Annotated in this window: 13 protein-coding genes; all 13 read right to left on the reverse strand. The window is 53.9% G+C overall.

All coding sequences use genetic code 11. The features are described from left to right. Positions 1 to 64: 64 nt before the first annotated feature. Entirely contained in the window at positions 65 to 3,955 is a 3,891-nt protein-coding gene (locus AB4O01_RS11645) for a glycoside hydrolase family 99-like domain-containing protein (RefSeq protein WP_460091839.1), read from the reverse strand. Between the two features lie 4 nt (positions 3,956 to 3,959). Continuing rightward, positions 3,960 to 5,327: an ABC transporter ATP-binding protein gene (locus AB4O01_RS11650; protein ID WP_093435273.1), complete on the reverse strand. Its 1,368-nt coding sequence runs from the start codon at positions 5,325 to 5,327 to the stop codon at positions 3,960 to 3,962. Next, the gene (locus AB4O01_RS11655) at positions 5,317 to 6,135 is read right to left on the reverse strand and encodes an ABC transporter permease (RefSeq protein WP_008079795.1); all 819 of its coding nucleotides are present in this window, start codon (positions 6,133 to 6,135) and stop codon (positions 5,317 to 5,319) included. The genes AB4O01_RS11650 and AB4O01_RS11655 overlap by 11 nt, the downstream gene beginning before the upstream one ends. Before the next feature lie 117 nt (positions 6,136 to 6,252). After that, positions 6,253 to 7,260, reverse strand: coding sequence for a glycosyltransferase family 2 protein (locus AB4O01_RS11660; RefSeq protein WP_093435275.1), 1,008 nt, complete (start codon positions 7,258 to 7,260; stop codon positions 6,253 to 6,255). Between the two features lie 352 nt (positions 7,261 to 7,612). Then, positions 7,613 to 8,572 (reverse strand): UDP-glucose 4-epimerase family protein, encoded by a 960-nt coding sequence (locus tag AB4O01_RS11665; protein ID WP_460091842.1) that lies wholly within the window; start codon positions 8,570 to 8,572, stop codon positions 7,613 to 7,615. Beyond that, positions 8,569 to 9,492, reverse strand: coding sequence for a glycosyltransferase (locus AB4O01_RS11670; RefSeq protein WP_460091844.1), 924 nt, complete (start codon positions 9,490 to 9,492; stop codon positions 8,569 to 8,571). Before AB4O01_RS11670 ends, AB4O01_RS11665 begins: the two co-directional genes overlap by 4 nt. 57 nt (positions 9,493 to 9,549) lie before the next feature. Continuing rightward, a complete protein-coding gene (gene rfbA / locus AB4O01_RS11675) occupies positions 9,550 to 10,440 on the reverse strand; it encodes a glucose-1-phosphate thymidylyltransferase RfbA (RefSeq protein ID WP_460091846.1) in 891 nt (296 codons plus the stop codon). Next, entirely contained in the window at positions 10,437 to 11,318 is an 882-nt protein-coding gene (gene rfbD / locus AB4O01_RS11680) for a dTDP-4-dehydrorhamnose reductase (protein WP_460091847.1), read from the reverse strand. Before rfbD ends, rfbA begins: the two co-directional genes overlap by 4 nt. Continuing rightward, positions 11,315 to 12,391 carry a dTDP-glucose 4,6-dehydratase gene (rfbB, locus tag AB4O01_RS11685; protein WP_175559626.1) on the reverse strand — a complete coding sequence of 359 codons (1,077 nt, stop codon included), beginning with the start codon at positions 12,389 to 12,391 and terminating at the stop codon, positions 11,315 to 11,317. Before rfbB ends, rfbD begins: the two co-directional genes overlap by 4 nt. A gap of 223 nt (positions 12,392 to 12,614) precedes the next feature. Further along, positions 12,615 to 12,854, reverse strand: coding sequence for a lipopolysaccharide assembly protein LapA domain-containing protein (locus AB4O01_RS11690; protein ID WP_093435289.1), 240 nt, complete (start codon positions 12,852 to 12,854; stop codon positions 12,615 to 12,617). Positions 12,855 to 12,884: 30 nt separating this feature from the next. Continuing rightward, positions 12,885 to 13,181, reverse strand: coding sequence for an integration host factor subunit beta (ihfB, locus tag AB4O01_RS11695; RefSeq protein ID WP_003189779.1), 297 nt, complete (start codon positions 13,179 to 13,181; stop codon positions 12,885 to 12,887). A 152-nt stretch (positions 13,182 to 13,333) separates the two neighbouring features. Further along, positions 13,334 to 13,612 carry a hypothetical protein gene (locus AB4O01_RS11700; RefSeq protein ID WP_007908433.1) on the reverse strand — a complete coding sequence of 93 codons (279 nt, stop codon included), beginning with the start codon at positions 13,610 to 13,612 and terminating at the stop codon, positions 13,334 to 13,336. Between the two features lie 203 nt (positions 13,613 to 13,815). Next, on the reverse strand, positions 13,816 to 15,501 hold the full coding sequence (rpsA, locus tag AB4O01_RS11705) for a 30S ribosomal protein S1 (RefSeq protein WP_093435292.1): 1,686 nt from the start codon (positions 15,499 to 15,501) through the stop codon (positions 13,816 to 13,818). Positions 15,502 to 15,620: the final 119 nt, after the last annotated feature.

The following is a 15,620-nucleotide window of genomic DNA, read 5'->3' on the forward strand; positions in this document are numbered from 1 at the left end:
TCCCCTCCCCCTGCACGAACAGCGGATCATTTCGCACACTGGCCGACACCGAATAGCCCTTGTGTCATTTCGCCATTTTCAGCAACGACTCGATGGCTGTCGCAGGAAACAGGCAGATGTCACTGAACACCAACGTGAACTCGGCATCAGCGGGCTGGTGGCCATGAGTATTCACGCCTTGCGCCTGCAATACCTGCTGGAGCTGGGGATTGTCGGCGGTGACGGAGCAGTTGTGCAGCACGCTCGAACTGGCCAGGCAAGCAAGGAACTTGCGAGCCGATTCCGGCTCGGCGTCCAGACGAGCCTGGGCCTCGGGTGTCAAAGCCACGTTGAGCTTCAAATCGGTGGCAGGAACACAATGGCTGATCGCTGCAAACGGCTGACCGGACAACGCGCGACCGATGGAATTGAGGTAGCCGTAACCGAAGCGCGTATCCGGTTCAAGGTGTGCGCCTTCGGCCCATTCATTCCATGCGTTGACGACGACATATCGACGATCTTCCGCCAGGTTTTGCTCGGAATAGTCGACCAAAAACTCCATCCACCTCTGGAATTTTTCCGTAGTGAAATTGTTCAGCACATAGGCTCTGTTGCCGTAACGAGCGGTGTTATCCCACGTAGGAACCAAAGACCGGAACAGGGTGAAATCCTTGCCCAGATCTTGTGCCATGTAATGGTCGGCAACTTCACCGTAGTTAATGACGTTACCTTCCAGAGGCCAGTACGGACGCAACTGGTTGCGAGTATCTGGTACAGCGTCAGCTGTCCAGTCGTGCAGCACCCGCTCAACCGCAGCATCCATCCCGTGGTCTTGAGGCTGCGTCGCACCACGCGTCAATGTCGCCACCATGTAAGGCGCCTTCAGGCCGGCGCTCTCACACTCTTCGCGCCAGACTTCCAGGTATTCTTCGATATGCTCGATCGACGACGGACGATACACATGCAGCATCGGACGCCCGTCTACTTTGATGTAGCGCTCGTCTTTGAAGAACGGAATGAGATAGCGAATGAAGCCACGCGCATCTTCTTTCGAGTAAACCTGACCGAGCAGAATTTCCTGCTCGTTGCCATCCCAACGGCGAGTCCAGTTTTCATTCGCCCAGCAAAAGGCAAACGGCATGTTGATCTCGGGATTGGCCACCAGCATCTGTGCCGGCTTCTCAAGGATCATTCGGCCGGTGAACCAATAATGATAGAAAATCAGGCCATGAACACCGGACTTTTGCATCATTTCAGCCTGTTGCTGCAACTGCGCCGGGCCATCGAGGTGGTAGTACCCGATGTCCTCGTGCGGAACGTGTTGCTGATAATGCCCAAAGAACAGCGGATTGGCCGAACGAACTTTGTGCCACTCGGTAAACCCGGTTCCGTGCCATTCGTCATTTTCAGGCGTTGGGTGGAACTGAGGCAGGTAATACGCCAGTACTTTGACCGTGTCGTGTTTGATGCTGGCCGAGTAATCAACCTGCGGCTCGTAGTAGTCGCGCGGCTCGTGAGAAATCTGCGGCGCTTCCAGCTGATAATTACGCCCTTCACTGGTTGTTGTATTGACCAGCACCAAGCGCTGCAGCGTACGGCTCAACATGTCCGGCGCAACAGCGTCGTCGGCATTTACGAAATGCTCAAACTGTAACGGCAGTTGTAACAGATCAATGATCGTGCCGACCCGCGCCCAGAACAGACCCGCACGTGGGAATTGCGCGCCAGGGAAACTCTTGGCGTCCACTTCCGTGCACTTTTCCAGAACCGTGGCAATCACGTTTCCGGCATCACTCCAGCCAGCCTGATGGTAGTCCGCAGACTCAGCTCGGATGTCGACGGGATAAACCACTTTCGCGTCGCCACCGAGCAATTGCAGAATCTGGCCGACATTGGCAGGCGAGCCGCAGAGGAGATCAAGACGCTCTTTGACACCCGAACCGTCGTCGTTGCCGGTTTCGTCATGCAAGTGCGCGACAACGTCGTAGTCCTTGAGGCGATCACCGAACTGGGCAATCAGCGATGCAATAGCGCCAGCATGCTCAGGGACGACATCAACAACCAATTGGCGCAACAGAGGCACGGCAGTGCGCAGCGGTTTATCATCAAACCTAGAATTGTCACTGCCAATCCGCGAAACATACAAATCGAACTCGACAGGGATATTCTTGAGGTATCCCAGCCAGTCTCCGGACATTTGCTCACTGCTCAAATGAAAGTGAACGGCAACCATTGCGGAAGCAGTTTTTGGAGCCTCGGGAAGATAAGGGTCCAGATAGTAAGGCACGACTTTCAGTACTTCGTACTCAGTCAATGCAGCATCGTCAAGTTGTTTGGAGACCTGGCTCAGGGCAAGTCGCTTCTGACTGCGCTTGAGCTTGCGGGCAGCAATCGCCAAGGCATGACGCAATCCACCACGTCGTGCTTCACGGACAAAGCGCCCCAGCAACTCCGGCTGTTGCGAAACCAGATTCAACAACTGCACGACAACGCGGTGGCGGCTGACCGTACGGGAAAGGTGGTAGTTACGACCTTTGACATCGTAAATCGACCGCCCCTCATAATATCCGTGGCGCAAGTAATGGATCAGCGGATTGACACGCCGCAGTCGCACATCCGAATAATGTTCCAGGTACGCGTTGGTGGAAAAACCTGCCGAAGGATCACGACCTTCGCGCCAACCTTGCTCCAGATAGTGCTGCAACGGATTGACACCGGCGGCGCGAACGTCTTCGTAGGTACTCAGATAATATTCGGCATCAAACAGCTCGCTCTCGGCGGGATGATCACCTCGATACCGCAAGCCGAATCGCTCGGCAATATGCGAAACCAGTGACTTGAGCAAAAACCGCCCGGACGCATACCGACGCAAGTCAGCCTCAAGGCTCTGAACCGATCCCTCAGACTCGGAAAGCATCGATTTGGAAGAATCGTGTTGAGTCTCAAGCCAGAGACGATAATCGCTCAGTTTTGAATAATCAGCCTTCAGCTCAGCGTGGCTCGTCTCAAGCTTTCCGAGATCAGTGGCAAGTGCGCTGTGATCAGCTTCCAGTGCTTCGAGACTTTTGCCTTGCAGGCTCAGTTGCGCATTCAGTTCCGTATTGCTTACATCGAAATGACGCATGAGGCGATACGCCGGCAAGCGCTCGATCATTGCTTGATAGAGTTCGTTGACTGTATCGACAACGGCTTGATCATCTGCACGCTCATCACGCGACAGTTGCAAAAGCACAAGGCTCAGGCTCAGAACATCGGCAGGAACGCTGGCATCCTTGCTGAGCTCATTCAGCGTAAAGCTGTTGTGTTGCAGCGAGTGCTGGAGAAACTTGTTCTGATATTCCTGGAACTCCGGCCCTTGCGGGTCGAACGGCAAATCCAGCGACTCGGAAATACGGCGCAACTGCTGCTCAGGTGCCTGAAGCATCAGCTCGTAGTTGACAAAAACCCGCGAAGCACCCTGGCTGTACTTCAAGCTGAACAGCATGTGCTCGAGCCAGAGAAAGTAGCCCTTCTCCACTTCGAACTCATTGCGCTTGACCAACGAGTAAGCCACATTCTTGGGATTACGGAAGGCGACCACGTAGCTGACCTTCAGACCCAGCTCGGCAAAGATTTCCTGCCAGAACGGCAGTAGTCTCGCCATGCGCGGGTCTTTTACGCCGAAACACTTGATGTGGGCGACTTTCTCACGCAGATGCTCGATGGCGCGAATCTTGTGGCTTTGGGTGATCGGCAAGTTCAGCTCTTCAGGGCTGATCGGCACCAGACTATCCCAAGCGTGGCCCAAAGCGGCCAGCAACTCTTCGTTGTACGCAGTGATCGTTGCGTCTTCAAAGAAGCCTTTTTCGTTATTGCCCGATTCTGCAGGCAACAGGTTATCGCCCAGGTCGACGCCAAGGACTTTTAAACCACGCGTAATGGCACTCGTACCGCTTCGGTGCATGCCCAGAACGACGACTATTTGTTTATGGTCCATAAGATTAATTATGCTCAACGCTTGAAATGGTAAAAGCTGAAATACATTTGAAATCGACCGTACCGGTGGCGGTACTCGCGGTTTCCGGCAGAACACGAAACAGGCATGCGTCGGTCAATCGGTGAAGGTATGTTTCGCCCTCGCCCACGACGCCTACTACTCCACAGTTGAGGAAGTAGGTTCCCGGATTCAAGTTACACTGGAACGCAATCTCGGCCTGAACTTCGCTGCCGGCGGCGACATACGTAATAGAGTCCTGGGCGCCAGCCGCACTCGCAGCACCACCAATTTCGATGCCCGCCAATGTCTTGATCATCATGCCGAAACGAACCGCTACGGCACCTGTCGCAAATGCCACTCGATATGTATATCGATAGGTGTCGCCACGCTTGAGGCAATTGACCTGCTGTCCGGCAGCATTGAGGATGCGTGAATCGCTGATCAGAACGCCGTGCGATTCATAGGACATCATGCTCTTGGAAACGATATGCGGGTCGTAGTACTCCTCCAACCCGTTGTCCGAGGCCTGTGATGCCTCGACGGCGACCGCCGAGCGTTTCGCCTCAGCCTCAAGTTCACGTCGCTCCAGGGCGCCGGACTTGATCTCTTCACGTATGACACTGACCTTGTCGGCCGGCGCGTACAGCAACTTCTGATACTGACCGACGATGACCTTGGGCACACCTTCAGCAAGCTTCTCGCCTTTATCCAGAAGAATGGCGCGGGTACACAGTTCAATGACCGCACTGCCAGAGTGCGATACGAACAGAATCGTTGCGCCACTGGCCTTGATCGCTTCGATGCGGGCAAAACACTTGCGCTGGAACAACTCGTCGCCGACAGACAATGCCTCATCGACAATCAGAATTTGTGGGTCAACGTTAATCGCTACCGCAAATGCCAGTCGAACCATCATGCCGCTGGAATAGGTCTTGACTGGCTGATCGATAAACTCGCCAATCTCGGCAAACGCTTCGATTTCGGAAAACCGCGCATCGGTTTCTTCACGCGTAAGACCGAGCACCGCAGCGTTCATGTAAACGTTTTCACGTCCGCTGAATTCCGGGTTGAAGCCAGAACCCAACTCTAGCAAGGCGGCCACACGGCCGTGCGTGAGGATGTCACCATGCGTCTGATTGAGCGTGCCGCAAATCATCTGCAGCAGCGTCGACTTACCACTGCCATTGCGCCCAAGAATACCGACCGTCTCACCCTTGTTGATGGTGAAGGAGACATCCTGCAACGCCCAGAACTCTCGAAAGTATTGCCGACGGTCGCGCGCGAACATTTGCAGCAGCCGATCTCTCGGTTTGTCGTAGATATGAAAACACTTGCTCAGACCGTTAACGGCAATCGCTGTATTAGAGGACATCGGCAAATCCTTTACGCGTTTTTTGGAACCACGCAAATCCTAGCCAGAAGACAAGAGCTGCAGCGATATAGTAGAAACCGAGGTGAATGAAGCTGGGCAGTTCACCGCGGAAAAGCAACGCTCGCGTATCTTCGATCGCGGGTGTCAGAGGATTCAGAAACAGCAAGTGCCGGTATTGTTCCGGCAGCGCGGTGATGGGGTAGAAAATCGGCGATAGGAACATCAGAACCGAGGTACATACCCCAATGATCTGACTGACGTCTCGCAGATATACGCCCATCGAGGCGAGGAACCAGACGAGGCCTATGACAAAAATCAGCAGCGGCGCCAGAAACACCGGCAGCAGCAGAATTGTCAGGTGCAACTTGCCGAAAAAAATCAGGTAGGCAACCAACCAGACGCTCAGGCTGACAAGGAAGTGGAACATCGCAGCGCCCAAGGTTACCCAAGGGAGAATTTCCAGCGGAAACACTACTTTCTTCACATAGTTGACGTTGCCGACGATCAGTCCTGGCGCTCTATTGATGCACTCGGAAAACAGGTTGAACACAATCAACCCGGCAAACAGCATCAGGGCAAATTCGGTTTTGGAGCTACTGTCTACACTCCACCTGGCTTTGAACACGACGCTGAAAACGAATGTATAGATCACTAGCATGACGATCGGATTGAACAGCGACCACAGCATGCCCATGATGGATCCGCGATAGCGCCCGACAATTTCCCGCTGCACCAGCGCCCGGATCAGGCCTCTGTTGCGCCAGATGCCGCCTACCATCTCCTTCGGCGATGTTGAAAAATTCAGCATTGTGCACAAACCTCAAAAAAACCGAGGGAGTCCAGCTTCCCCAGCAAACGCTCTTGTTTGATGACTACTTGAGTGACCACAGAATTATTCCTGAAAGGGGCCAAAGCAACGTGAGTGTCAAATTCCATTGAACAGCGTCGCCAGCATCAGCCCCAGATTGCCCCATAAGGATTGCCGGTACACTCCGGATCGTCGTAACCAGATGATCCGGGACAAGCCACGTGAGCGACGCGCCCGCTGGAAACAATCCAGCCTCATCCTGCTTTCTTCATTGAGCTGCAGTCGATTCGACTCCAGCGCAGTAACATTCTTTTGATTCCAGCCGCGAAAACGACCACGAAACAACATGCGCAAACGACCGATCTGGGCGCTCAACCCCGAAGCCGCGCCAATCAGATTGGCGTCATGCTGGCGATAAAGAACGGTCGGTGAAAAATCGTAAAGAACCCGTCCACCGCTTCCGCTCACCAGCAGGTACGCCCACCAGTCGTGCGACACGATATCCACCCCGCTCCCCGCTCGCTGAAACAACTGACGAGCGACGTCATTGAAGACCATCGTGTTGCCGCCCCCGACGCTCTCCACCAATGCATTGGAAAATCCCATGGGCCGGCTGAACAAGGGTGAAAGGCCAATGTGATTACCGCGCTCGTCGATCAGCTCGGTTCTGCCGCAGTAAAGCGCGGGCACATCGACCGGCGCTTGCGCCAATCGCTTCAAAGCCACTTCCAGCTTTGTTTGCTGCCAGATATCGTCCTGATCCGCCCACGCATAAAAGTCGGCATCAATTGACTCATCACAGGTAACAGTGAGGAAATTGGCTGCATAACCACGCCCCGGGCCGTGCTGAATCAATAGTTTGTCATGCCCCCAACGATCACCGAACTCGCGAAGCAATGCCAATGTCGAGTCAGATGAACCATCGTCCGAGACCACTACAAACCAGTGGGGGTAAGTTTGACGAGCGATGGATTCCAGTTGTTGAGCCAAAAAGCGCTCACCATTGAACGTACAGACAAGAATCGCAACACATCCCAAATGCGCCACCGAATCTTGCTGACTATCGTCTATACAGCGGCGATCCAAACTGTTGTTTTGGACAACCGGGGAAAGGGGGGCTACCACCGAGCACTCCGTTGCTGAAATGATAAAACTTTGCCTGCGCAAGTTCGTTCAATAGATACGAAAACCTGGACAGTCGAACAAGCCACATAAAACAGGCTCACACGCTGCTCCAAGCTGCGCAAAATTTGCAATTATAACGATGAAGCAACGCCATTTGATAACCCCGTGACATTACGCCTACCCTATCGCCGACTCAGACCCGGAGATTTTAACATTGATAATAATGAGCGCATGGCTCCAATATTTCTGATGCCCCCCCCTTGCGCTGCGAGCTTAGGGTAGCAAGCGGCCTTTGAGCAAAATAGGGTGGCAGTTTGCCAAGTTCTCCACGTAGCGAGAGCCATTATCAGCTTCAGCACTGCTTCGCACGGTAGTGCCCTGCCGTATTACGCAATGCTTGATCCACGCTAGTCGCCGGCAACCACCCAAGGATGGCCTGGGTTTTGTCAATATCGACTTGCAGAGAGCCACACAAACGCTGCGCCAGATCCTGTCGCCCGATCAGCGCTGCCCCCACCGTCATCAACGAGGACGGCAACGGCAACAAGCGAGGCTTGACGCCCAGCGCGCCCGCCATTCGCCGAAGCAATTGTGTTGTAGAAAGGTCCTCCGCGTCGCTGACCAGAAACACATGGCCGCCAGCAGCGGGATGCTTGATACACACAGTGATCAGATCAATGAGATTGCCGATAGCCACCAGACTGCGACGATTGTTGATCGCACCAAAAGGCAGCGGTATGCCGCGCTCAAGCCAACGCATCATATTGAGAAAGTTGGCTTTGACGCCCGGGCCATAGATCAGGGGCGGTCGGATAATCACGACTTCCATCCCTGTGTCCTGACTGATCTGCCTTAATGCGCCCTCCGCTTCACGCTTGGATATACCGTAAGGATCGACCGGCGCCGGCGCATCATCAGCAGAAAACGGCGCACCCGGTAATGTTGCCTCGCCGTTGACCTTGATCGAGCTGATGAAAATGAAGCGTTTGACTCCGGATTTCGCCGCATGACGGGCAAGTCGCGCGGTGCCTTCGACGTTGACCTGTCGAAACGCCGCGAGCGGATCTGCAGCCACTTCATTCATGACATGCACGCGCGCCGCGCAATGGACGACTACATCAACATTTTCCAAAGGCGGTAGCGGGGAGTTTTCGTCCAACCCGAACGCCACGACCGGACAAAGACCGGCTAACCTCGTTTCGCCACGAACGGCGGCGACAGGCGTAAATACCTTATCGCGCAACAAACGAAATACGAGCGCTTCACCGACGAACCCGGTAGCACCTGTCACTAAAACACGAGGAGCGCTCATTTGGCTTTGTTTCCAATTACCGCTGTAGCCCAGCAAACACAGAAGAAAAATATCTTGTCGCGCACTCGACGACGACACTTCCAGGCACTCAGTGAAAGGGTCAGCATCTGCCACCGCCCCAATGGCAGCCAGCGTCGGACAAACCGATCATTTTCAAGTCCGACCAAACGGACGATCCTTCTGACTTGGGAAAACCACCATCCGTCGTGAATAGTCTTGTAGCGCGCAATCAGTGGATTAAGACCGGTATTGGCACCGACCTGATTTCGTTCATGCTGGCGATAACTCATGGACGGTCGATGGTCGATAAACCATTTGAAGCCCCGACTTCGGGCAAACGCATAGCAATACCAATCATGCAGACTGACGTGCTGTAATTCCTGCCAGTCAGCCAGCATCGCAGTGCGCAGGGCGCTGACGAATGTGCGACTCAGCACATACGTGCAGCCCGGGCCAGCAGCTTCAAACAGAAAATCCCAGGGTGTCTGGCGCTGCGCCTTATCAAGCAGATGGGTGCGGCCGTCCGGCCAGAATGCGACGACATTGCTCGAATAGGCATCCACCGCGCGTGACCGAATCTCGCGCACCGCCCGCTCAAGCTTGTCCGGATACCAGATGTCATCCTGATCAGCAAATGCGACGAAATCGTAGCTCTCGATAGCCACATCACGGATCAGCCTGAAAAAATTCCGCGAAGCGCCCCCAAACGAACCGGCGGGCGGCAACACGAAAACGCCGGGATGTCGAGACGCGTATGCCGCGCACCACGCCTCGGTTCCATCGGTAGAAGTATCAATACTGATATAAACACTTACATCAACACCAGTTTGGCCGAGAATCGAGGCGAGTTGCTCTTCAATCCACTGCATTCCATTGAAGGCTGCCAGCAAAACCGCAACATTGAGACGTTTTACTGGCATAACTTTCCTGCTCGGACTGGTTAAACTTTCTCACTCGAACAACTTCGTTTTTACGAATCAGTGAGAAGGCGAATCCAGCAACTTCTGCAAGTATTGGCCGTAACCAGTCTTCCTCAAGGCTTCAGCTTGAACACCCAACTGCTCGGCAGTGATCCAGCCGTTGTGGTAGGCAATTTCTTCCAGGCAAGCGACTTTCAGGCCCTGGCGCTGTTCGATGGTGTGCACGAAATGGCTAGCCTCAAGCAGAGAGTCGTGAGTGCCGGTATCTAGCCAAGCGAAACCACGCCCGAGCATTTCGACATTCAGTGCCTGCTGCTCGAGGTAAGCGCGGTTGACGTCGGTGATTTCCAGCTCGCCACGCTCGGAAGGCTTGATCTTCTTGGCAATGTCGACGACTTGGTTGTCGTAGAAATAGAGACCGGTTATTGCGTAGCTGGATTTTGGCTTCAGCGGCTTTTCTTCGATGCTCAGGGCGCGGCCGGATGCATCGAACTCCACCACACCAAAGCGCTCTGGATCGGAAACATGGTAGCCAAACACGGTCGCACCATCCTGCCGGGCACAGGCAGAACGCAGGTTGTCGGAGAAGTGCTGGCCGTAAAAGATGTTGTCACCGAGGATCAGGCAGCAAGGGTCTCTACCAATGAACTCTTCACCGATGATGAACGCCTGAGCCAGACCATCCGGGCTTGGTTGTTCGGCGTAGGTCAATTTGATGCCGTAGAGACTACCGTCACCCAGCAGCTTGCGGAAACATGGAAGATCTTCCGGCGTAGAGATGATCAGGATTTCACGCATTCCCGCCAGCATCAAAACTGACAGCGGATAAAAGATCATCGGTTTGTCGTAGATAGGCAACATTTGCTTCGACACACCCAGCGTCAGCGGATGCAGACGAGTACCCGAACCACCGGCGAGAATGATACCTTTACGATTTGTCGTGGTCATTTGTTCAAAACTTCCCTAAGCATTCGGGTTACACCACTTTGCCAATCCGGCAAGTGCAGAGAAAAATTGTCACGTAGTTTCTGCGTATTCAAACGTGAATTCAGAGGACGCCGTGCAGGTGTTGGATAAGCGCTGGATTCGATCGGATCTACCGTTTTAACCGCAAGCTGCTCGCCATTGGCTTGAGCAAATTCGATGACATGGCTGGCATAGCCGTGCCAGGAAACCTCACCGCCTGCTGTCAGGTGATAAAGACCCGCCAGTTCAGGGCGCTGTATCACTTGTTGAATAGCCAAAACCGTCACGTCGGCAATCAGATCAGCACCTGTCGGAGCCCCGATCTGGTCGGCAATAACGTTAAGCGTTTCGCGATCCTTGGCTAAACGCAGCATGGTTTTGGCAAAATTGTTGCCACGCGCGCCGTAAACCCAACTGGTGCGGAAGATCAGGTACTTGCAACCTGACGCAATAATCGCTTGCTCACCGGCCAGCTTACTGGCGCCATAGTGATTCACCGGGGCGGCTGCATCAGTTTCTTGCCAAGGCTGCGTACCCTGCCCGCTGAACACATAGTCGGTCGAGTAATGAACAAGCCAGCTACCCAAGGACGCAGCCTCTTCAGCCATGACCTGACTCGCCCGAGAGTTCACACGGTCTGACAGTTCGGTTTCCGACTCAGCCTTATCGACAGCGGTATAGGCCGCGGCATTGACGATTACGTCAGGTCCAACCTTGCGAATCGTCGTGCGCAGGGCGTCCAGATCAGATAAGTCACCACCGGTATTGCGATCAAGGGCAATTAATTCTCCAAGTGGCGCAAGGGCGCGTTGTAGCTCCCATCCCACCTGCCCATTCATACCCAGCAATAAAGTTCTCATGCTTTAGTCGATCGATCTGCGTAGTTCTGGTCAATCCACTGCTGGTAGCTACCGCTCTTCACGTGTTCAACCCATTCAGTGTTGGTGAGGTACCACTCGACGGTTTTGCGAATACCGGTTTCAAAAGTCTCTTCCGGTGTCCAGCCCAGTTCTCGCTGAATCTTGCTAGCGTCGATTGCATAACGTACGTCGTGGCCAGGACGATCCTGCACATAAGTAATCAGGCTGGCATGCGGACGGTGAGCTGAATCAGGACGCAACTCATCGAGCAACGCACAGAGGGTGTGCACCACTTCGATGTTTTGTTTTTCGTTATGACCGCCGATATTGTAAGTCTCACCGATCACGCCTTCGGTGACGACTTTGTACAACGCGCGCGCGTGATCTTCGACATACAGCCAGTCACGAACCTGGTTGCCTTTGCCGTAAACCGGCAGAGGCTTGCCTTCCAGCGCATTGAGAATGATCAGCGGGATCAGTTTCTCAGGGAAATGGCATGGACCGTAGTTGTTCGAGCAGTTAGTCACCAAGGTAGGCAGGCCGTAAGTACGGGCCCAGGCGCGAACCAAGTGATCGGAGCTAGCCTTGCTGGCCGAGTAAGGCGAACTTGGCTGGTATGGCGTGGTTTCGGTGAAGAGGTCTTCCGGACCTTCGAGGTCTCCGTAAACTTCGTCAGTCGAAATATGGTGGAAGCGGAAACTGGCTTTACGCGCATCATCCAGCGCGGCCCAGTAGTGGCGGGCGGCCTCGAGCAGCGTGTAAGTACCGATGATGTTGGTCTGGATAAACTCGGACGGACCAGAGATCGAGCGATCGACGTGGGATTCTGCGGCCAGGTGCATGATTGCATCTGGTTGGTGTTCACGCAGGACACGGTCGATCTGATCACGATCACAGATATCGACGCGTTCAAATGCATAGCGCGAATTCTGGCTGACTTCTGCCAGCGACTCCAGATTACCGGCGTAAGTCAGCTTATCGACGTTAACGACAGCATCGGACGTATTGGAGATTATGTGACGGATGACTGCCGAGCCGATGAACCCGGCGCCGCCGGTAACTAGAATTTTCACGCGAAACGATACCCTTGAGCTGCGGATAGCGCTGCCACTGAGCGCCATCTAATCCATGAATGCAGAGGCCAGTCGCAATTGGCATCCATCAGAGTCAGTCTGAATCGTCATGCAATAAGGCACGATCGAACAAGGGGAGCATTTTACAGCTTAATGATGGTTTTACTAATGGATAAAGACAGGCTGAGGCGCAATTTCGACAGATGCCCTGCGCCTGTCGTTTTCAGACCAGTCGCTTGCGTGCGGCTCTGGACGAACGCCCCAGAAACCAGCCCAATACAGGGCCGATCAACATGCCGATCAACAGTGCTAACACTGCAACTAGCGACACTGGCAACTGCGGGCCGGAAAAACCTAGAAACAAAAGCGAAACCGACTGCTGATTCTCAAGCACAAACGCCAGAACAATCAGAACCATCAGCAGAAGAAATACGCCAAGCAGTATGCGTTTCAGGTTACGCATTCACGCCCCCTCGAATTTGAATAGCGAAGATCAAACCCCCTCCTCCTCTTCCTCATTCACCCGATCACGCAACTCCTTACCCGGCTTGAAGTGCGGTACGAATTTACCGTCAAGGCTGACAGACTGGCCAGTCTTTGGATTGCGGCCAACACGAGGCGCACGGTAGTGCAGAGAGAAGCTGCCAAACCCACGGATCTCGATACGATCACCGGTGGCGAGGCACTGGGACATTTGCTCAAGCATGGTCTTGATGGCCAGCTCCACATCCTTGGATGAGAGTAGCCCTTGATGGGTGACAATTCGTTCGATCAACTCCGACTTCGTCATATTTTTCCCTTCTTTTTCAAGCAGCTAGATCAGCGCTTGAAAGGTTTTAGCACGCCCGGAAGATTTTGAACAGCCCAGGGATTGACATATCTTCCTCCGCGTCAAAACGCCCATTTTCAGGGCATCAAAGCAACAAACTGAGCAATGCATGCCTATCGACAGATCACCAGCATGGTTCGCGTCACGTAGCCCGCCGGATTGAAGCCAAAAGGAAACTCATCTTCATCCTTGGCATCATCCGATCGCGTGATCACTTTGTACCCAGCGCCCTTGCACTCCTTTGCCGCACGCTTCTGGCATTTCTCCCAGCCAGAGCCCAACCCAGAGCAGTCGACCTCTATACCACTGACGCCACGCACCGCATGGGTTTTGGCACTGGTCGTACAGCCAGCCAGAACCAGCACAGCCATGAGGACAATAAACTTGTTCATCCACTTCCTTATGCCAGACAACTGCCCGACGACTACACACTTAAGACCAAGCTTAGTCGTGAATAGGCGATTGATCCGATTAAAGAAACAGACCGCCTGGAAGCCAGATTGGTTTCACCAAAACCCTCATGCAAGCCGCGAACACTAAATCGCAGGCACAAAAAAGGGCGACCGAAGTCGCCCTTTTCATGATCAAGCAGAACTTAGTTCTGTTTGGCCATTGCTTGACGCAGCAGTGCAGCCATAGTGGTATCGGCAGGAGCAGCAGCCTCACCTTCTTTCAGGCTCTGGATTGCTTCTTTCTCTTCAGCATCGTCTTTCGATTTGATCGACAGCTGAATTACACGGCTCTTACGATCAACGCTGATGATCTTGGCTTCTACTTCCTGGCCTTCTTTCAGAACGTTGCGCGCGTCTTCAACGCGGTCACGGCTGATTTCGGAGGCTTTCAGAGTCGCTTCGATATCGTCGGCCAGAACGATGATGGCGCCTTTGGCGTCAACTTCTTTCACGGTGCCAGTAACGATTGCGCCTTTGTCGTTAACCGAGACGTACTCGGAGAACGGATCGCTTTCCAGTTGCTTGATACCCAGGGAGATACGCTCGCGCTCTGGGTCAACCGACAGGATAACGGTGTCCAGCTCGTCGCCCTTCTTGAAACGACGTACGGCTTCTTCGCCCACTTCGTTCCAGGAGATGTCGGACAGGTGAACCAGACCGTCGATGCCGCCGTCCAGACCAATGAAGATACCGAAATCGGTGATCGACTTGATGGTGCCGGAGATTTTATCGCCCTTGTTGAACTGGCCAGAGAAATCTTCCCATGGGTTAGATTTGCACTGCTTGATGCCCAGGGAGATACGACGACGCTCTTCGTCGATGTCCAGAACCATAACTTCCACTTCGTCGCCGACTTGTACGACTTTCGAAGGGTGGATGTTCTTGTTGGTCCAGTCCATTTCCGAAACGTGCACCAGACCTTCAACGCCTTCTTCCAGCTCAGCGAAGCAGCCGTAGTCGGTCAGGTTGGTTACACGAGCGGTAACGCGAGTGCTTTCTGGGTAACGGGCTTTGATAGCAACCCATGGATCTTCGCCCAGTTGCTTCAGGCCCAGGGAAACACGGTTGCGTTCGCGATCGTATTTCAGAACCTTAACGTCGATTTCGTCACCAACGTTGACGATTTCGGAAGGATGCTTGATGCGCTTCCAGGCCATGTCGGTGATGTGCAGCAGGCCGTCCACGCCACCCAGATCGACGAATGCGCCGTAATCGGTGAGGTTTTTGACGATACCTTTGACTTGCTGGCCTTCCTGCAGGGATTCCAGCAGAGCTTCACGCTCGGCGGAGTTCTCGGCTTCCAGGACGCTGCGACGGGAAACGACAACGTTGTTGCGCTTCTGGTCCAGCTTGATGACCTTGAACTCCAGCTCTTTGCCTTCCAGGTGCGTGGTGTCGCGCACTGGACGGACGTCAACCAGGGAACCTGGCAGGAACGCACGGATGCCGTTAACGTCGACAGTGAAGCCGCCTTTAACCTTACCGTTGATAACGCCCTTGACCACTTCCTCGGCTGCGAAGGCTGCTTCCAGAACGATCCAGCATTCAGCGCGCTTGGCTTTTTCACGGGACAGCTTGGTTTCACCGAAACCGTCTTCAACCGAGTCCAGCGCAACGTGAACTTCGTCACCGACATTGATAGTCAGATCGCCAGCGTCGTTGTAGAACTGCTCAAGCGGGATGAGTGCTTCAGACTTCAGGCCAGCGTGAACGGTTACCCAGCGAGCTTGGTAATCGATATCAACGATAACACCGGTGATGATGGAGCCTGCCTGAAGGTTCAGGGTTTTTAGGCTTTCTTCAAAGAGTTCCGCAAAGCTTTCGCTCATTTTAATTCCTGTAAATGAGGGCGAAGGATACGCCCATCTCCACACCCCAGACGGTGTGGGTTAGTTTCATATAGAAGAAGCGTCGCAGGACTATGACTGGTCCCCTGCGGCCTTCTTGG

This window comes from Pseudomonas sp. S2_E02, assembly GCF_054668355.1.